The sequence below is a fragment of the Acuticoccus kalidii genome (genome assembly GCF_021556395.1).
Classification (GTDB): domain Bacteria; phylum Pseudomonadota; class Alphaproteobacteria; order Rhizobiales; family Amorphaceae; genus Acuticoccus; species Acuticoccus kalidii.
The window spans coordinates 131,516-149,666 of the sequence record NZ_JAKGCS010000033.1; the positions used below are offsets into that span (position 1 = coordinate 131,516).

Consider the following 18,151-nt stretch of genomic DNA (forward strand, 5'->3'; position numbering starts at 1 on the left):
GTCACGCGCGATCGATCAGTCCGGCGGGGCGAGGCGCCGATAAAGGTGCCACGTCGCGTGGCCGAACCAGGGCAAGATGATCAAGAGCCCGAGAAAGGCCGGGATCGACCCGACGACGAGCCCGACCGCGACGACGGCGCCCCAGGCGAGGAGCGTGCCCGGCTCGCGCGCAAAGGTGCGGATCGACAGGCCGATCGCCATGCGGGCGCTGAGCCCCCGATCGTAGACGGCCGGGAGCGACATCGCCCCCACCGCGAGCGCGATGAGGGCGAAGACGAAGCCCGCCCCGCACCCGACGACGAGGAGCGTCCACCCCTCCGGCGTCGACACCACGCGCTCGACGAGGGCGGCGAAGTCGGCCGGGACATAGGCCCCGAGGGTGAGACGGTAGATGAGGATCGCCGTGCCGATCCACGCGGCATAGATCGCGAGGAGGACGAGACCGATCCGCACGACCGGGCCGAGCGGACCGTCGCCGAGCGCCCCCATCGCCCGCACGCCGTCGAGGTCGTCGGCGGCGCCCGCCTCGCGCCGCGCGCTGATCGCGTAGAGGCCGACGGCGGTGAGGGGGCCGATGATCGCGAAGCCGGACGCCAGCGGAAAGAGGATCGAGAGAAGATCCCGATGGAACGCGACGGCATAGAGGAGGAGGCCGGTCAGCGGATAGACGAAGATGAGAAAGATCCCGGTCGACGGGCGCGCGCGGAAATCTTGCCAGCCGCGTCGGAGACTGTCGCCGATGATCGCCCGGTCGACATGGACCGGGTAGGGATCGTGATAGGGATGCGTTGCGATACGGGCCATGGGACTGCAACCTTTCGTGCTGTCACCGTCAGGCGTTTCTGTTCTCGCTCTATTTTAGATGTAGGTGCGCGTCCGGCGAAGAAAAGCGGCGCATCGTTGCCGGAGGGACCATGCCGATTTGTAAAAGGCGCCGCGAAATCGCCACGAAGGCCGGCGCGCGGCGGCCGGCGGCCCTTTGCGTCTGGAAGACGGATGTCCCCGGCTGCCCTCCTGTGGGCGGGCCGATGCAGTCGAACAGCAGCAAGCGTGCGAGATCGCATGCATTGCCACAATTTGATGTCATATGATCCGCGGCATCGACCGGATGCGGCGGCCCGCCGGGTGTGGCGGGTGCACTGTGTGGCAGAGGTAAAAGCGTCTCGTGGCATGGCTTCCGGTTCTCCCAGAGAACCCTGTTGTTCTCCTCGTCCCGGCATTGTTGTTCGGCTTCGCGCTTAAATTCTTCGCCGTTTGGATCGCCATGCCGAGTGCTTGGTATCTCAAGCTGCTGTTCTCGGCGTGCCTCCTCTTTTTCGCCGGTGCGCTGATCGAAATCTTCCAGTGGCCGCCGGGCCGGGAGGCAAACGCCCTGTTGGCCGCGGTCTTCAACGCGCTCGGCGCCTTGTGCACCGCGGAAGGTCTGTTGGCGCGCTCCGGGAAGTCGCTCGGCCGTACGGCGCTCGTGGCGACGATGGCCGTCGCCACGGTCGGCGCGGCTGCGCTCGTTTATGTCGTGCCGTGGATCGATGCGCACGGCGCGTTCGAAAATCTCGTTTTCGGCATGTTGTTCCTGTCGGTCAGCTATCAGCTCCGCTTCCTGCTGCGTCGGAGCCGCATCGAGGCGATTCTGTTCTGGGTGCTTCTGGTGTTCGCGCTGCAATATTTCCCGCGGGCGATCCTGACCGCGCGGAACGGTTGGCCGACCGACGCGGCGGTCGTCGAGCATTCGGGCGTCTTGATGATGCACGTCTCGCTCGGCCTCGTGAGCGCCGGGCTCGCCATCATCGTGCTGGTGGCCAGCCTCGCCGATCTGATCGAGCGGTTGCGCTCCGAACGCAATCGCGACGACCTCACGGGGCTCTATAACCGCCGGGGTTTTGCCGAGAAGGCGCACGCGCTGCTGGCCAGTTCCGCCGATCCCGTCTTCGCCATCATGTGCGATATCGACCACTTCAAGGGCATCAACGATCGCTTCGGGCACGCGGCGGGCGACCGTGTTCTCACCGCCGTCGGCCAGTCGATCGCGAACCGTGTGCGTGACGGCGACATTGCGGGGCGCCTCGGGGGCGAGGAGTTCTCGGTCGTCGTCGTGGGGCTTCAGGCGCATGAGGCGGCGGCCCTCGCCGAGCGGCTGCGCATGGCCGTCTTCGAGCTTCGCAATCTCGCCGAGCCTGAGATGGCTGGCCTTTCGGCAAGCTTCGGCGTTGCGGAGCGACGGCCGGGCGAGAATTTGTGGAACGTGATCGAGCGTGCCGATGCCGCGCTCTACGATGCGAAGGCGGAGGGGCGAAACCGGGTCGTCATCGCGCCGCCCGCCGAGGGGGACGGAACCGACGCCGCGGAGGCGCGAAAGGTCGCGATGGCCGTTCCCGGAACGCTGACGATCCATTGAGATCGACCGCGTCGGGCGCGGCCGGCAGTGTCGCCATCCCGTCCGATCGGGCTGATCGGCCCCGGCCCCGTCCCCGGCCCCGGTCGCACCGCCGGGGCGCTATGCGCTCCAGATTCGCCCGGCGTCCTTGAAGGCGCGCCAGGCGTCGACGAGCTCGGCCTCGCCAGCGGCCGCGCGGTAGGCCTGAAAGCCGAGAATGGCGCCGAGCGGCTTGGCGAACGCGTCCGCCCCGTGGCGCGCCTCGAGCGCCTCGACGAGCGCGGTGGTGGTCGTGATGTCGTTCAGATGGCCGAGACGGTCCTGGAAGCGGCTCAGAAATTTCCGGTACGCGGTGATTTTCTTGCCCGACCCGAACAGCGGCAGGAAGAAATCGGCGGCATAGCGCAGGCTCTTCATCGCGAGGCGCACCTGGTGGCGCTCCTCGGTCGACAAATGCGCAAATCCCTTGCCGCGCCGGACGACCTTCGTCTGAAGGTGGGAGAGGGCGGTGTCCGCGAAATCCCGCGCGCGGCCGGAGAGTTGGGCAAGGCCCGTCGCGTCGACCGCCTTGCGCCAGCCGCGCTCCTCGATCCAGAGGGCGAGCTCGAGCTGGAAGCGGCCGGAGCGCGGATCGTCGAGCGCGGCGCGCACGGTCTCATAGGCCTCGGCGCGCATCGCCTCCGCCGCCTCGCGCAGGGCCGGAAAGCCGGGAAGACCCGTCGCCTCGTCCACCGGCGGTAAGGTCTCGGTCAAAAAGACGTCCCAGTTGCGCGCGTCGTCGAGGCTCTTGGCGAGCCATTTCGCCTCCTCGCGCAGCCGCTCGAGCTCGTGTGAATGCGTGTGCTTGGCGAGGAGCTTGAGGAGCGCCCGCAGCCGGCGCAGCGCGACGCGAACCTGATGGACCCCTTCCGGGTGGCGCCCGTCATAGGCCGCCGCCTTGTTCTGGAGGAGGTGAGCGAGCGCGGCGCGCATGATCGCCTCGATCGTCTCGTCGAGCGTCGCGGAGGAGGAGAGGTGCAGCTTCACGGCCTTGGTGTAGGCGGGGGCGAGATTGCGCATCAGATCCTGCCCTCGTGCCGATTTCGAGCGCGGGCTCGGATCCACCCGGCCGCTATCGGCCAACCCGAGGGCAAGGCGATAGAGCGCCGCGGTCTCCCCCGATTTCAGCTCCAACTCGATCTCGTCGACGCGCTCATGACGCCCATCGGCGCTGATCGTGCCGGAGTCCGCCGCGAGCTCGACGGTGGCGGATTGAAAGTCGAGAAGCACGGTGTGGCGCCGCACCGCGGTCGTATAAAGCGGGCGGAGCGGGCCGCGGCCGGCCGCCTCGGTGACGGCCTCGGGCAGCGCCTCGCCGAAGATCGAAAGATCCGGTTCGGCGCTCGGCGCGACCATCTCCCATTCGCGCCGGGCGAGCGGGGTGTCCGCCTCGGCCTTGCTCGCCTTGACGGTGATGTGGTGGGTCTTGCCGGTGCGGCGGACGCGCAGCGTGTAGCCGGCGGCCTCCAGCGCGTGATCCTCGGTGTCGAAATAGGTGGCTTCGAGATGACGCACGACGCCCTTGTTGCGCGCCGCGGCGGCGATCGCGGGCGCTGTGAGGACGGAGGTGACGAGCCCGTGGTCGGCGAGCAACTTCAGCTCGACCTCGACCAAGTCGGTCTCGGGGGCGGGGTCCTCGATCGGAACGGCGGGCGGCGGTGTCGCCGCCTCGTCGGTCTCGTCGAGGGGAGGCGTATCGGCTTTCATCCCGTCATCCCTGGGCGCACGCTCGCGCGCCGCCATGATGGCCACTCAATCGCGTCCCCGAGATACGCGCCGAAGTGGGCGTCTTTGGCAAGGCCTGCTTGATCTTTCGCGAGCAGCGCCAGCGTCATCGTTGGCACTGCGGGCAATAAAATGTCGACCGGCCGGACTGGACGATCCGCTTCACGACGCCGTCGCAGGCGGGGCGCGGGCACGGCTCCCCCTCCCGACCATAGACGGCGAAGGTGTGTTGGAAGCGGCCGAGCGAGCCGTCCGCGGCGACATAGTCGCGCAAGGAGGAGCCACCGGCGAGGATCGCCTCCTCGATGACGGAGAGGATCGCGGCGGTGAGACGCGCCACACGGTCGCCCGCGCTGCCGTCGCGCCGCACGATGGAGCCGGCGAGCCGCTTGGGCGACAGGCGCGCGCGCCACAGCGCCTCGCACACATAGATGTTGCCGAGCCCGGCGATCACCCGCTGATCGAGGAGGGCGGCCTTCAGCGGCGCCGCCTTGCCGGCGAGCGCTGCGGCGAGGCGGTCGGCGGTGAGGGCGCCCGGCATCGGTTCCATGCCGAGATGGGCGAAATAGGGATGGGCGTCGAGGTCGGCCGTGACGGCGAGCGTCATGAAGCCGAACCGGCGGGGATCGTTGTAGATGATCCGCCGTTCGCCGAGGGCCATCGTGACGTGATCGTGCGCCGCCTTCTTGGAGCGCGGAAACACCATCGCCCCGATCGGCTCGCCGCCTTCGACGCGGAACGCACCCGACATGCCGAGATGGGCGATCAGCGCCGTTCCGTCGTCGAGCGCGCCGACGAGATATTTCGCGCGTCGGCCGAGCGTGTCGATCCGTCGCCCCTCAAGCCGCTCGGCGAAGCGTTCGGGGAAGGGGAAACGCAGATCGGCCCTGGCGAGATGGACCGTGTCGATCACCGCCCCCTCCATCACCGGCGCGAGCCCGCGGCGCACGGTTTCCACTTCCGGCAACTCAGGCATTCACCATCCCCATCGTCCGAGCGCCATCAAGCGATGGCCGAGCGGGCTTTCCCCCGCTATGTGTGGCCGCGATGGCAGAGAAAGGTAGCGGCATGAGCGATGCGTCCTTCGGGTTCCGGAAGGTGCCGGTCGAGGAAAAGCAAGGGCTCGTCAACCGCGTCTTCGACACGGTGGCAAGCCGTTATGACGTGATGAACGACGCGATGTCGGGTGGTCTCCACCGTGTGTGGAAGGACGCGATGGTGGCCTGGCTCGCCCCGCCGCGCCAGCCCCGCGAGCGCTATCGCGTGGTCGACGTCGCGGGGGGAACGGGTGACATCGCGTTTCGAATCGCGCGGCGGATCGAACAGAACGGCACCGTCACGGTCTGCGACATCAATCCGGAGATGCTCCTCGTCGGGGCCGAGCGCAATCGCCGCCGTCTGCGGCCGACGACGCCGTGCCATTTCGTCGCCGCCAACGCCGAATCGATGCCGCTGCCGGACGGCTCGTGCGACGTCTATACGATCGCCTTCGGCATCCGGAACGTCACCCACCGGGATGTCGCGCTGAAGGAGGCGCACCGCGTGCTGCGCCGGGGCGGGCGTTTCATGTGCCTCGAATTCAGCCATGTCGATATTCCGGGCGTCGACAAGATCTATGACGCCTATTCGTTCAACATGATCCCCGCGATGGGCAAGATGATCGCCGGTGACGGTGAGCCCTACCGCTATCTCGTCGAATCGATCCGCACCTTCCCCAATCCCGGCCGCTTCGCCGCCGAGATCGAGCGGGCCGGCTTTTCCCATGTCGCGGTCCGCCCGCTGACCGGCGGTGTCGCGGCGCTCCATTCGGCGTTCAAACTCTGATGGCGATAGCCCCGTTCGTCAGGCTTTTCCGAGCGGGCTTCGTGCTGGCCCGCGAGGGGGTATTCGGGATCGTCCCGATGGACGACGACGTTCCGCCGACGGCGCGTTTCGCGGTGCGGATGGTGCGGCTGATCGAACGCCGCTCCGCGCAAAAACGCGACATGGCGGCGCGGCTGTCGAACGCGCTCGACCGGCTCGGCCCGTCTTATGTGAAGCTCGGCCAGTTCCTCGCGACCCGCGCCGATGTGGTCGGCGAGGAGGTGGCGAACGAGCTCGCCAAGCTCCAGGATCAGGTGCCGCCGGTGCCGGACGCGGCGGCGCGGGCGGCGATCGAGACGGCGCTCGGCCAGCCGGTCGAGGCGCTCTTCACCGATCTCGGCACCTGTGTCGCGGCGGCCTCCATCGCCCAGGTCTACCGCGCGACGATCGACGATCCGCACGGCAAGCGCATCGTCGCGGTGAAGGTTCTGCGCCCAGGCGTCGCGCGGCGTTTCGAGAAGGATCTCGAAGCCTATTTCGCCGCCGCCCGGTTCCTCGAACGCTATGTGCGCCCGGCGCGGCGGCTTCGGCCGGTCGCGATCGTCAACACGCTCGCCGAATCGGTGCGCTTCGAGATGGATTTCCGCCTCGAGGCCGCCGCCATCTCGGAGATGGCGGAGAACACGAAGAACGATCCGCAATTCCGCGTGCCGCGTGTCGAGTGGTCGCGCACGGCCCGGACCGTCCTCACGATGGAGTGGATCGAGGGCATCAAGATGAACCGCGTCGGCGAATTGCGCGAGGCGGGCTTCGACATGCCCGAGCTCGGCCGGCACGTCATCCAGACCTTCCTGCGCCATGCGATGCGGGACGGCTTCTTCCATGCCGACATGCACCAGGGCAATCTGTTCGTGGAGTCGGACGGAACGCTGGTGGCGGTCGATTTCGGCATCACCGGCCGTCTGCCGCGCAACGAGCGGGCGGCGCTCGCGGAAATCCTCTACGGCTTCATCACGCGCGATTATCACCGCGTGGCGCTCGCCCATTTCCGCGCCGGCTATGTGCCGGCCGACCAGGACGTCGACCTTTTCGCCCAGGCGCTCCGCGCGGTCGGCGAGCCGATCCGCGACGTGACGGCCGCGGACATCTCGATGGCGCGCCTTCTGACGCAGCTCTTCGAGATCACCGAGCTGTTCCAGATGTCGACGCAGCCCCAGCTCATCATGCTGCAAAAGACCATGGTCGTCGTGGAGGGCGTCGCGCGTTCGCTCGATCCGCATCTCGATATGTGGCGGGCCGCCGAGCCCGTGGTGCGGGATTGGATGGCGAGCGAAGTGGGGCCGGCGGGCACCGTGCGAAAGGCGCAGGATTCGTTCGGCGCCATCGTGCGCGCGGCACTCCAGGCGCCCGATCTCGCCGAGCGGGTGGACCGGCTGTCGAAGGATTTCGAGAATGCGCTCGAAATCGGCATCCCCCTGTCGCCGACCTCGGTGAACCAGATCGCCAGTGCCGCCGGGCCGTCGCGCATTCGGACGCTGGCGCTTTGGGTGGGCGCGGCGAGCCTTGCCGCGATCGCGCTCGGCGTGTGGCTCTGATCGAGCTTCGCCGGGCGTCGTCCGCACCGTCCGATCGGCGCGCACTATACTGATTTCAGATTCGGTTAATCAGGGCGCGATTCTGCGAAAGCGTTAAGTCGATCGGTGTTCATCGGGCCGGGATTGACAACTATAGCCGGCGCGGGCCGCCCGGAGCGCTTCGGTAAGCCCTTGAAGACCCGAGGGAATTCTGAACCGCCACGCGCGACAATTGACGCCATTTCGCAAGTGCGAGACAATCGAAGCGGTTGGTCAACGTCTCCTTAACCAATTCTGATCATCGTGACCAGCATAGCGGGCGACAGGACCGCTTGATGATTCACTCTAGATGGCGGGCGGTATGTGGTTCATTGCGGATCTTTTTGAGCGATACACCAACAGTGTCGCCAAGACTTTCTTCAAGATGACGGCGCTCGAGCCGACGGCGGATCGGAACGCGGCCGAGCAGGAGCGGCTCAAGCAGCGCGCCCAGCGGTGCACCGTGGCCGAACCGGACGATGAGGCGCGGGCCGAGGCGGAAGCCGCCGTGGCGGCCGAGCGCGTCAAGGACGCGCCGCGGCATGAACACGAAGCGCCGCGCCGCGCCGAGGTCGAGGTCAACGGCGAGACCGTCGAGATGCCGATGGGCGTCCGCGGCGACGTGGTCCTCCAATATCGGGATGCGTTCGAGGCGGTGTCGCCGGGCGCAGAGGGCGCCGCGCTCGTCGAGAAGCTGCGCAAGGACAAGCGGGTCCGCGTCGCGGAGCTGCGGATGATCTCCGCCTGTGTCCTCAACGAGGAGCCCACGGTGCGCAAGAAGCCCGAGCACCTCGACGCACTGCGCGCCCGCGTCGCCTGAGCGGCGCCGGCGCTCTCCCTTCGACGGCACAGCCCCGCGCCGGATCCCGCCCCGGCGCGGAGAGGTGTGCCCGAAACGCGCCGCCGGCACGGTCCCCGTGTCGGCTTTTTTCGTTGCGATTGTTTCGCCGAATCGCCGAATTTCGCGCGTCTTCGGCCCCACCGTGCCCGAGAACGACTCCAATCCGCGCATCAGAGGTCAAAGAGCCATTCACAATGGCGTCGCAAACCGTCTATGAGAGCGCCACGGGAGGATACGCTCCCATATTTTAAAGTCTCAAGGGAGCCAACATGCGCGTCTACTACGATCGCGATGCCGATATAAATCTCATCAAGGGCAAGGCCATCGCCGTCGTGGGCTATGGCAGCCAGGGCCACGCCCATACTCTGAACCTTCGCGACTCCGGGTGCACGAACGTTGCTGTCGCCCTGCGTCCGGGTTCCGCCTCCGCCAAAAAGGCCGAAGCCGAAGGCATCAAGGTGATGTCCGTCGAGGACGCCGCCAAGTGGGCCGACGTCGTCATGATGCTGACGCCGGACGAGCTTCAGGGCGACATCTATGCCGAGCAGCTCGCCCCCAACATGAAGGAAGGCGCCGCCCTCCTTTTCGCGCACGGCCTCAACGTGCACTTCAACCTCATCGAGCCGCGCAAGGATCTCGACGTCCTGATGGTCGCGCCGAAGGGGCCGGGCCACACCGTGCGCTCCGAGTATCAGCGCGGCGCGGGCGTTCCCTGCCTCATCGCCATCGCGCAGGACTCGTCCGGCAACGCCCATGATCTCGGCCTCGCTTACGCCTCCGCCATCGGTGGCGGTCGCGCCGGCATCATCGAGACGACCTTCAAGGAAGAGTGCGAGACGGACCTCTTCGGCGAGCAGGTCGTGCTCTGCGGCGGCCTCGTCGAGCTGATCCGCGCCGGATTCGAGACGCTGGTGGAAGCCGGCTACGCGCCCGAGATGGCCTATTTCGAGTGCCTCCACGAGGTGAAGCTCATCGTCGACCTCATCTACGAGGGCGGCATCGCCAACATGAACTACTCGATCTCCAACACGGCCGAGTATGGCGAGTACGTCACCGGCCCGCGCATCATCACCGACGAGACCAAGGCGGAGATGAAGAAGGTCCTCGCCGACATCCAGTCCGGCACCTTCACGCGCAACTGGATGCTCGAGAACAAGGTCAACCAGACCTCGTTCAAGGCGACCCGCGCCAAGCACGCCGCGCACCAGATCGAGACGGTGGGCGAGGAGCTTCGCGCGATGATGCCGTGGATCAAGGAAAAGGCGCTCGTCAACAAAGAGCGCAACTAAGACGTCCGGCGAACCCTTCGCCGCGTTCGGAAAGGCCGGCTGCCCCCGCAGCCGGCCTTTTTCTTATTGTTTGGTCAGCGTGTATTGCTGGCGCTCCCGCTGGCGCCCGTCCTCGAACCGGGTGATCTCGGTCACGACCAATGCGTCGCCGCGATTGACGCGGAAGCGGAAGGCGTGCGTGCCCTCCTCGTCGACGATATTGGCGGAGAAGAGCCGGCCGTTGGCGTTGGCCGCCGTCGCCATCGTGATGGGCAGTTCGCACGCATCGGCATTGCCGCAAGCCCGTGTGATACGGACGCGATAGCCCGTCGGCACGAAGCGGTCATCGGCGAGCGTTCCGCCGCACTGGAAGGCGAGGTCGACGCTCATCAGTGCGCCTTCCTGAAGATCGGTGTTGGTGTAGAGGCCGCCCGGCCCGAGCGCGCCTTCGTCGCAGCCGAGCGGTTCGGCGAGATTTGACGCTTGGGCGGCGGCGGGGGGCGCCGCCATCGGCGTTGCGGCCAGCATAGCGGCCACGGCGAGAGCCTTCGCGCCCCGCCATCCGTCAATCCGTGTCATCTGTCGCTCCTTTGACGCACGCCCCGCTCGATCGAGCGGACAATCGTGCTCGGCACCAAAGAGATCCCGCGTCCCGCGCGCTTCGGGCGAGAAGGACGCCGACGGCAACCGTCTTTGCGACAATGCGGGAAAGGCTCAACCGCTTCCCTGGCCGCGTCCTCCGGTCGCTGGCGGCTCACCGCCGCGTCTGCGGCGCGGCCCGGACAGCGAGAGCCCATAGACCACCGCATCGTCCCCGAAGCGGGAACGCAGCGTGTCCATGGCCCGTTCCGCCTTGCCGAGGCGGGTGCGCTCGGGGTCGAAGAGCTCTTCCATGTCGGCGCCGTCGATCGGCACGAGGTGGGTGACCCCGATCCCGATGAGGCGAAAACGGCGCGTGCCGTCGGCTTCGCCGGCGAGGAGCGTCTTCCCGGTGGCGAAGATGCGGTGCGCCATCGCGGTCGGCGCGCCGAGCTGCTGGGCGCGCGTGATGGTGCGAAAATCGCGCGTTTTCAGCTTCAGCGTCACGGTGCGCCCGCCAATCTCCGCCGCCTTGAGCCGCGTCGACACCTTTTCCGACAAATGCCGCAACAGGGCGAGGAGGGTGTGACGGTCGCTGATATCCTCCTCGAAGGTCTGTTCGGCGCTGACGCTCTTGCGCTCGCTCGATGGATCGACGGGCCGGTCGTCGGTCCCGTGGGCGAGGCGCTTCAGACGCTGCCCCGTCTCGCCGAAGCGGCGCATCAGGTCCGTCAACTCGGCGCGCTGAAGGTGCGCGACGTGCGTCACACCGCCCTCGGCGAGGCGGCGCGCCGCGGCCGGGCCGACGCCGGGGAGGCGGGTGACGGGCTCGCTCGCGAGGCGGCGCGCGGCGTCGGTCTTGCCGATCACCGTGAAGCCGCGCGGCTTGTCTTCGTCGGAGGCGTATTTTGCGAGGAATTTGTTGGGCGCGAGGCCGACCGACACGGTGATTCCGATATCGCGCTCCACCTCGCGCGCGAAACGGGCCATCACGACGGCCGCAGGCGCCCTGTGGACGCGTTCGGTGCCGGACAGGTCCAGGAAGGCCTCGTCGATCGAAAGCGGCTGTACGAGCGGCGTGAGGGCCTGCATGCGCTCGCGCACCTCACGACCGACGGCGACATATTTCTGGAAGTTCGGCCGCACCACCACCGCGTCGGGGCACGCCTTCAGCGCCTTGAACATCGGCATCGCGGAGCGCACGCCATGGATCCGCGCGAGATAGCAGCAGGTGGAGACGACTCCGCGCCGCCCACCGCCGACGATCACCGGGACGTCGCGCAGCGCCGGATCGTCGCGCTTTTCCACCGCGGCGAAGAAGGCGTCGCAATCGACATGGGCGATGGTGAGGGCCGTCAGCTCCTCATGAGAGACGAGGCGGGGGCTGCGACATTCGGGGCAACGGTTCGGGTTGGGCGCCTCGAAGAGGGCCGTGCAGTCGCGACAGAGCGTCGCCGCGCTCACGCCCAGTCGTCGGCAGTGCGTGGCGGCCAGTCGTCATCGGCCGCGCGGGGACGGTCGAGCCGCTTGCGGGCGGCGACGATTTCCTCGGGGCTGATTTCCTGCGCCTCGGCCACGGCGAGGAGGACCTCTTCGTCCTGCAGGACGAAATCGAGCACACCGGCAATGAAGGTCGGCGAGGCGGCCGCATCGCGCAGGCTCGTCGGGTCGAGGCCCGTGAGTGCGAAGAACTGGTTCAGCACCTTCGGGGTGGTGGCAAAGTGCGACAGCGCGGCGATCGCGATCGCTCCAGCCTCCGGTACGTCACCAGGATCTCTTGACGGCACCGTCTACTCCTCACACACACGGATGGGGCGCACGGTGCGCCGAGGGAGTGGGTGACGGCATGGGGCACCGCGTGCTCATCGTTGAGGACAACGAGCTTAACATGAAGCTCTTCCACGATCTGCTTGAAGCAAGTGGAATGGACATTCTGCAAACACGCAATGGGATCGATGCGCTCGAGGTCGCCAAGCGAGAGCGACCCGACCTCATTGTGATGGACATCCAGCTCCCCGAAATGTCCGGTCTCGAAGTCACCGAACGGATCAAGTCCGATCCGGACTTGAGGCCGATCCCGGTCATCGCCGTCACGGCGTTCGCGATGAAGGGGGATGAAGAGAGGATTCGCGCCGCAGGTTGCGAGGCTTATCTCTCCAAACCCATCTCCATCGATCGTTTTATTTCGACCGTAAAGTCGTTCCTACCGAAGTAGGGCGTTATTTGATTTTCGCTTCGCGGAATTCGACGTGCTTCTTCACGACCGGGTCGTACTTGGTCTTGGTCATTTTCTCGGTCATCGTCCGGGTGTTCTTCGTCGTGACGTAGAAATACCCGGTATCGGCGCTCGAAACGAGCTTGATCTTGATAGTGGTGGCCTTGGCCATGCGATGCCTCCAGCGCCGCCCATGCGGCCGCTCAGTCAGGGGATAAGGTCAAACTTTGCCAATGGGGGCCGGCGCGTGGGAAGTCAAGAGCCGAGCCCCTTTCGTCCGATACGCAGCAGCGCCATCAGGACGTATGTGCCGAAGATGACGGCGATTGCAACGGCGAATCCGTGCGGCGGGAAAAGGTCGAGCCCCGCACCCAGCGAGACCGGGCCGATCAGCATCCCGAAGGCGTACATCATCACGAACGCCGCGTTGGCCGAGGCGAGGTCGCCGCCGCTATAGCGCGCGCCGAGCTGGGTGAGGCCGATCGTATAAAGGCCGGTCACGATCCCGCCGGTGATGAAAAGAAGGGCGAGGAGGAGCGCGTAATTCCCCGCCGCGAAGGGAATGAGCGCCGCGCCGACGACGCCGACGGCGGCCGAGCCGATCAAGAGGAGGCGCCGGTTCACCCGGTCCGCGAGATAGCCGATCGGGATCTGCGACAGGACGTTCCCCGCCGCGATCGCCGACACGAGGATCACCGCGTGTCCGCTCGAAAGGCCGATCGCGGTGCCGTAGAGTGGCAGGATCGCCGTGCCGCCGGATTCGACCGCGCCAAAGACCAAAGCGGCGAAGAGGGCAAGCGGCGCAGCGACGACGAAGCGCAGGAGATTGCGCCCGCCTGTGGACGGAAGCTCCGGCTCCTGCCCCCGCACGAGGACGACCGGCACGGCCGCAAGGAGAATACACAGCGCCCCGATCAAGAAGGGCAGGATCCCCTCGGTGCCGACGAGCGCGAGGATCAGCGGCCCGATCGAGATGCCGATCGACAGGAACGCCGTATAGACCCCGACGATCAATCCGCGCCGATGCGGCGGGGCGAGGGACGAGATCCAGAATTCGGTCATCGCGAAGATCAGCGTCACCGAGGCGGAGAAGACGAACCGCATCGGGAACCACAGCACGAACGGCTCGATGAGATAAAAGCCCATCAGCATCGCCGCCATCGTGACGAAGGCGGTCGTCATCGTCCGCGCGACGCCGAAGCGTTTCGCGAGCTCGCTGACGAAGGGAAGGATGGTGATTGCCGCGACGCCGGCGGTCGCCGTGTTGATGCCGACCCAGACCGGCGAAATCCCCCGCCCATCGAGGACGACCGACAAAAGCGGCAGGCTGAGGCTGAGCGCGACGCCGACGCCGGTGATCGCGCTGATCACGGCGGCGAGCGCCATCGCGTCCATCGCCTTCGCAGGCCCCGCGCCGAGCCGTTCGACGGCGCGGCGTCCGAGCCCCGTCAAGTCGGCCGGATCGGGCACGGCCGGCGAGCCGGCGAGGGGAGAGCGGGGGGTGGAATCCATGGCGAGGCAATTCGGGAGATCGACGAGCCGAGTGTGTGGCGCAAAATTGTGCAGAGCGCCAGATGGATCGTGATCGAAAGAGGGCGGACGGGCGCCGCCCCGCCGCCTCAGAGTGTCGTGCGCAGGAAGCCGTTGCGGACCCAGCGATAGAACGGAACCGGCGCGTCGGACGGCAGCGACGGGTCCGCGTCGAGCCGCGCCATCAATTCGTCGAGGACCGTGAGGGTGATCGTCGGCAGCGGCATGGTGCGCGCCTCGTCGATCGTAACCCAGCAGATTTCCTCGAGTTCAGCGTCTTCTCCAACACAGTCGGGATCGATATCGGCGACCGCATCGCGGTTCACCACGAAGAAGCGCGTGTCGTACCGGCGCGGACGGCCGGGCGGGGTGATGGCGCGCAGGAGAAAGCGCATCGCGCCGAGATCGAGGGCGACGTCGCGCTGTGCGAATGGCTGCCATGCCGTCCCGCGCGGCAAGGCCGCCTCGCCGGTCCGGCCGATGATGACGCCGGTCTCCTCATAAGCCTCGCGCAAGGCGGCGACACCGAGCGCGCGGGCGCGCGCCGCACCGCTGCCATTGCGCATCTCTCGCGTCAGCTTGCCGAGCGTCGTCTCGTCATAGGGCGCGGCGACCTGCACCCGCGAATCGCCCGGATCGACGCGGCCGCCCGGAAACACGAAATGGTTCGGCATGAAGGCATGCCTGGCGCTGCGCCGGCCCATGAGGAGCTTCGGCTCGGCACCGGAGCGGTCGAGGATCAGGATGCTGGAGGCGTCGCGGACGGTGATCGGCGGGTGTTTCTGGTTGCGCTCGGCCTCGTTCATCCGGGCCATCAGCGCTTCGGCGGTCGTCATGCGTGGGTTTCCTCACCTCCGAAGCCGTGCATCTCGTTTGCCCATTGGAGGCCGATGAGCGTGCCCTTGACCGGCTGGAGAAGGACGAGAGACATCGCGATCGCCATCGGCAGGAAGATCGCCGCGTGAAGCCACATCGCGGGATGATAGGCGATCTCGAAGGACAGCATCAGCCCGATGACCACATGCCCGACGATCAGCATCACCATATAAGGCGGCGCGTCGTCGGCCCGCTGATGGTGGAGCTCCTCGCCGCAATGGGCGCAGACCGGTTCCACCTTGAGAAAACGGCCGAAAAGGCGGCCTGTCCCGCATTTGGGGCAGCGGCAACGCGCCCCGTGATAGAGGGATGCGAGTAGGGGCCGGGTGCTCATCGTTTGCCTCGCTTGAAGGACGGGCGGGAATTGCGGCGGACCGGCCGCATCGGACGTCGCGCCCGCTTCTTCGGCGCGGCGGTCGCCTCGTGATCTTCGATCTCGAACCGCAGCGCGCCGGAGATGGGCGCCGCCTCCATGAGGCGCACCGTCACTCTATCGCCGAGACGATAGGTGACGCCACTCGTTTCGCCGACGAGCTCGTGAGCGTCCTCGTCGTAGATCATATATTCGTTGGCGAGCATCGAGATCGGAATGAAGCCGTCCCCGCCGGATTCGGCGAGCTTCACGAAGAGGCCGGACTTGGTGACGCCGGCGATCCGCCCCTCGAAGGTGGCGCCGACCTTGTCGGCAAGCCAGCCGGCGATCAGCCGGTCGATCGTGTCGCGCTCGGCGAGCATCGATCGGCGCTCGGTCGCCGAGATCTCCTCGCCGATGACGGTGAGGGAGGCGATCTCGTCATCGGTCAGCCCGTCCTCGCCGAGCCCCTCCGCCCGGATCAACGCGCGGTGGACGATGAGGTCGGCATACCGCCGGATCGGCGAGGTGAAGTGCGCATAGCGGCGCAGATTGAGCCCGAAATGGCCGAGATTGTCCGGCGAATATTCGGCCTGGCTCTGCGAGCGCAGGATCACCTCGTTAACGAGCTGGGCGTTGGGCGTGCCTTCGACCCGGCTCAGAATGTCGTTGAAATGGGACGGTCGCATCCGGGTGCCGCGGGCGAGGCGGATTTCGAGCGTCGCCAGGAACTCGCGCAGCGCGTCGATCTTGTCGAGGCCAGGTGCGTCGTGGATGCGGTAGAGGAGGGGGATGCGCTTCGCCTCGCACGTCTCCGACGCGGCGACGTTCGCCTGGATCATGAACTCTTCGATCAGCTTGTGCGCATCGAGCCGCTCGGGAACGACGACGCGCAACACCTCGCCTTCTGGGGTGAGGAGGATCTTGCGCTCCGGCAGGTCGAGCTCCATCGGCTCGCGCGATTGGCGCCCGCGCTTCAGGATCGCATAGGCGTTCCAGAGGTCTTGGATCTGGCCGGAAATGTCGGACGCCTTGCCGTCCGCAATCGTCTGCGCTTCCTGATAGGACAGCCGCCGTGCCGAGCGCATCAGGATGCGGTGCACCGAATGGCGCTGCTTGCGCCCGTCGGCGGCGAACACCATGCGGATCGCCATCGCGGCGCGCGCCTCGCCCTCGCGCAACGAGCAGAGATCGTTGGAGATCCGTTCCGGCAGCATCGGGACGACGCGATCGGGGAAATAGGTCGAGTTGCCGCGAAGGCGCGCCTCCTCGTCCATCGCCGAGCCGGTCGTCACATAATGGGCGACGTCGGCGATCGCGACGGTGACGATGGCGCCGCCTTCATTGTGCGGGTCGGGTTCGGCGAAGACGGCGTCGTCATGGTCCTTCGCGTCGGCCGGATCGATGGTGACGAATGGAACGTCACGCCAGTCCTCGCGGCCGCTTTCGAGGCGGGCGGGGGTCGCGGCCTCCGCCTCCACCAGCACCCGTTCGGGGAAGCGGTCGGGAATGCCGTGCGCGTGGATCGCGATCAGCGACACCGCCTGCTCCGAGCCGACCGGGCCGACGACCTCGACGATACGCGCCGACCGGCGACGGTCGACCTCGATCTTGACGAGCGTGTTGGACGCCACGTCCTTCACGTCGGCCGGATCGAGGAAATAGACGTCGCGCTCCTTCTTGGTGATCGGCGTCAGCTGCGGCTTGTCGCCGAAGCGCTCGAGGACGGCGAGCGTCGTCGCCGGCCGCCGTTCGATCACCTTGATGACCCGGCCGAGCGGGCGCTCGTCCGCGTCCTGCGAGATGCGGGCGAGAAGACGGTCGCCGATCGCCGGCGCCGGCCCCTTGCCGACGAGCGTCACCTTCGGCTTAGCGCCGTCATCGTCGTCCCACTGGGTGGGTTCGGCGACGAGGTCGCCGTCATCGTTGCGGCCGGTGACGACGAGCAGTGTCACGCGCGGCAACTTGCCGGGCATGCCGATATGCTTGCCGGTCTTGGCGAGGAGGCCTTCCTCCGCCATCTCCGTCAACAGGTTCTTCAGTTGGATGCGCTCGCCGCCTTTGACGCCGAAGGCCCGGGCGATCTCGCGCTTGCCGACGCGGCCCGGGCTTTCGGCGACGAAACGCAGGATCTCATCGCGAGTGGGTCCGTCAGTCTTTGCCATGCCCCTGATGTGGCATCACCGGACCCGTTCGTCGAGAGCGGCGCGCGAACGGGTGGGCGTGTTTGCGAATTTGATGCAGGGATGTCGATCGCGGGGGCGAGCCGTTTCGCCGAGACGACGATCGAACGGGGAGAGCGCGATGGCTTTGGCGGCGGCGGACGGGGTTTCGATCCATCCGAACTATCTGACGGGCGAGGCGCAGGCCGCGCTCCTTGCCGACATCGAAGCGGTGATCGCGGCCGCGCCCTTCTTCCGTCCGACAATGCCCCGTACCGGAGCGCCGTTTTCCGTCGAGATGACGAATTGCGGTCCGCTCGGCTGGGTCGCCGACAAAAACGGCTATCGCTACCAGGCGCACCATCCCGAGACCGGCGCGCCATGGCCGGCGATGCCGGAGCGCCTTCGCGCGCTCTGGCGCGATCTCGGTGCGCCGGCCGAGCCGGAGGCCTGTCTCGTCAACCGTTATCCCGAAGGGGCGAAGATGGGCCTTCACCAGGACCGCGACGAGGAGACGTTCGACGCCCCCGTCGTCTCCGTGTCGCTCGGCGACACCGCCGTGTTCCGCATGGGCGGGACGACGCGGCGCGCGCCGACCCGCTCGGTCCGTCTCGCCTCGGGCGACGTCGTGGTGTTCGGCGGCCCGTCGCGGTTGATCTATCACGGCATCGACCGGATCCTGACGGGCTCCTCCCGCCTCGTGCCGGAGGGAGGGCGCATCAATCTCACGCTGCGGCGGGTGACGCCGCTGCCGGCCGCCTGACGGGCTCAGCC

Annotated in this window: 18 protein-coding genes; 7 read left to right on the forward strand and 11 right to left on the reverse strand. The window is 67.2% G+C overall.

What is annotated here, in order from left to right:
• Positions 1-15: 15 nt before the first annotated feature.
• The gene (locus L1787_RS19120) at positions 16-804 is read right to left on the reverse strand and encodes a DUF2189 domain-containing protein (protein ID WP_235710709.1); all 789 of its coding nucleotides are present in this window, start codon (positions 802-804) and stop codon (positions 16-18) included.
• A 460-nt stretch (positions 805-1,264) separates the two neighbouring features.
• Here L1787_RS19120 and L1787_RS19125 point away from each other — a divergent pair, with 460 nt between their 5' ends.
• On the forward strand, positions 1,265-2,395 hold the full coding sequence (locus L1787_RS19125) for a GGDEF domain-containing protein (protein WP_235710710.1): 1,131 nt from the start codon (positions 1,265-1,267) through the stop codon (positions 2,393-2,395).
• A 99-nt stretch (positions 2,396-2,494) separates the two neighbouring features.
• Here the strand turns inward: L1787_RS19125 and L1787_RS19130 are convergent, their stop codons facing one another.
• Both L1787_RS19130 and mutM read right to left on the reverse strand, forming a co-directional pair.
• Complete coding sequence (locus L1787_RS19130) at positions 2,495-4,120, reverse strand: CYTH and CHAD domain-containing protein (RefSeq protein ID WP_235710711.1); 1,626 nt, start codon at positions 4,118-4,120, stop codon at positions 2,495-2,497.
• Between the two features lie 124 nt (positions 4,121-4,244).
• Positions 4,245-5,114, reverse strand: a complete 870-nt coding sequence (gene mutM / locus L1787_RS19135) for a bifunctional DNA-formamidopyrimidine glycosylase/DNA-(apurinic or apyrimidinic site) lyase (RefSeq protein WP_235710712.1) — start codon at positions 5,112-5,114, stop codon at positions 4,245-4,247.
• A 92-nt stretch (positions 5,115-5,206) separates the two neighbouring features.
• Between mutM and ubiE the strand changes: the two genes are divergently transcribed.
• From ubiE to ilvC, 4 genes are all read left to right on the forward strand, one after another.
• Entirely contained in the window at positions 5,207-5,962 is a 756-nt protein-coding gene (ubiE, locus tag L1787_RS19140; RefSeq protein WP_235710713.1) for a bifunctional demethylmenaquinone methyltransferase/2-methoxy-6-polyprenyl-1,4-benzoquinol methylase UbiE, read from the forward strand.
• On the forward strand, positions 5,962-7,536 hold the full coding sequence (gene ubiB / locus L1787_RS19145) for a 2-polyprenylphenol 6-hydroxylase (protein WP_235710714.1): 1,575 nt from the start codon (positions 5,962-5,964) through the stop codon (positions 7,534-7,536). Before ubiE ends, ubiB begins: the two co-directional genes overlap by 1 nt.
• A gap of 340 nt (positions 7,537-7,876) precedes the next feature.
• Complete coding sequence (locus L1787_RS19150) at positions 7,877-8,374, forward strand: hypothetical protein (RefSeq protein WP_235710715.1); 498 nt, start codon at positions 7,877-7,879, stop codon at positions 8,372-8,374.
• A 290-nt stretch (positions 8,375-8,664) separates the two neighbouring features.
• Positions 8,665-9,684 carry a ketol-acid reductoisomerase gene (ilvC, locus tag L1787_RS19155; RefSeq protein WP_235710716.1) on the forward strand — a complete coding sequence of 340 codons (1,020 nt, stop codon included), beginning with the start codon at positions 8,665-8,667 and terminating at the stop codon, positions 9,682-9,684.
• A gap of 63 nt (positions 9,685-9,747) precedes the next feature.
• Here the strand turns inward: ilvC and L1787_RS19160 are convergent, their stop codons facing one another.
• The 3 genes from L1787_RS19160 to L1787_RS19170 form a co-directional block, all read right to left on the reverse strand.
• Positions 9,748-10,242, reverse strand: a complete 495-nt coding sequence (locus L1787_RS19160) for a hypothetical protein (protein WP_235710717.1) — start codon at positions 10,240-10,242, stop codon at positions 9,748-9,750.
• A 135-nt stretch (positions 10,243-10,377) separates the two neighbouring features.
• Positions 10,378-11,712 (reverse strand): DNA polymerase IV, encoded by a 1,335-nt coding sequence (locus L1787_RS19165; RefSeq protein ID WP_255720676.1) that lies wholly within the window; start codon positions 11,710-11,712, stop codon positions 10,378-10,380.
• On the reverse strand, positions 11,703-12,029 hold the full coding sequence (locus L1787_RS19170; protein ID WP_235710719.1) for a DUF3572 domain-containing protein: 327 nt from the start codon (positions 12,027-12,029) through the stop codon (positions 11,703-11,705). Before L1787_RS19170 ends, L1787_RS19165 begins: the two co-directional genes overlap by 10 nt.
• 59 nt (positions 12,030-12,088) lie before the next feature.
• Between L1787_RS19170 and L1787_RS19175 the strand changes: the two genes are divergently transcribed.
• A complete protein-coding gene (locus L1787_RS19175) occupies positions 12,089-12,457 on the forward strand; it encodes a response regulator (protein WP_235711018.1) in 369 nt (122 codons plus the stop codon).
• A gap of 4 nt (positions 12,458-12,461) precedes the next feature.
• Here the strand turns inward: L1787_RS19175 and rpmG are convergent, their stop codons facing one another.
• The 5 genes from rpmG to rnr all read right to left on the reverse strand — a co-directional run bounded on the left by rpmG (position 12,462) and on the right by rnr (position 17,380).
• Positions 12,462-12,629: a 50S ribosomal protein L33 gene (rpmG, locus tag L1787_RS19180; protein WP_235710720.1), complete on the reverse strand. Its 168-nt coding sequence runs from the start codon at positions 12,627-12,629 to the stop codon at positions 12,462-12,464.
• Between the two features lie 83 nt (positions 12,630-12,712).
• Positions 12,713-13,969 (reverse strand): MFS transporter, encoded by a 1,257-nt coding sequence (locus tag L1787_RS19185; RefSeq protein WP_235710721.1) that lies wholly within the window; start codon positions 13,967-13,969, stop codon positions 12,713-12,715.
• Between the two features lie 107 nt (positions 13,970-14,076).
• Positions 14,077-14,823, reverse strand: coding sequence for an NUDIX hydrolase (locus L1787_RS19190; RefSeq protein WP_235710722.1), 747 nt, complete (start codon positions 14,821-14,823; stop codon positions 14,077-14,079).
• Positions 14,820-15,197, reverse strand: a complete 378-nt coding sequence (locus L1787_RS19195) for a DUF983 domain-containing protein (RefSeq protein WP_235710723.1) — start codon at positions 15,195-15,197, stop codon at positions 14,820-14,822. The genes L1787_RS19190 and L1787_RS19195 overlap by 4 nt, the downstream gene beginning before the upstream one ends.
• Positions 15,194-17,380 (reverse strand): ribonuclease R, encoded by a 2,187-nt coding sequence (rnr, locus tag L1787_RS19200; RefSeq protein ID WP_235710724.1) that lies wholly within the window; start codon positions 17,378-17,380, stop codon positions 15,194-15,196. Before rnr ends, L1787_RS19195 begins: the two co-directional genes overlap by 4 nt.
• A 139-nt stretch (positions 17,381-17,519) precedes the next feature.
• Between rnr and L1787_RS19205 the strand changes: the two genes are divergently transcribed.
• The gene (locus L1787_RS19205; RefSeq protein WP_235710725.1) at positions 17,520-18,140 is read left to right on the forward strand and encodes an alpha-ketoglutarate-dependent dioxygenase AlkB; all 621 of its coding nucleotides are present in this window, start codon (positions 17,520-17,522) and stop codon (positions 18,138-18,140) included.
• Positions 18,141-18,151: the final 11 nt, after the last annotated feature.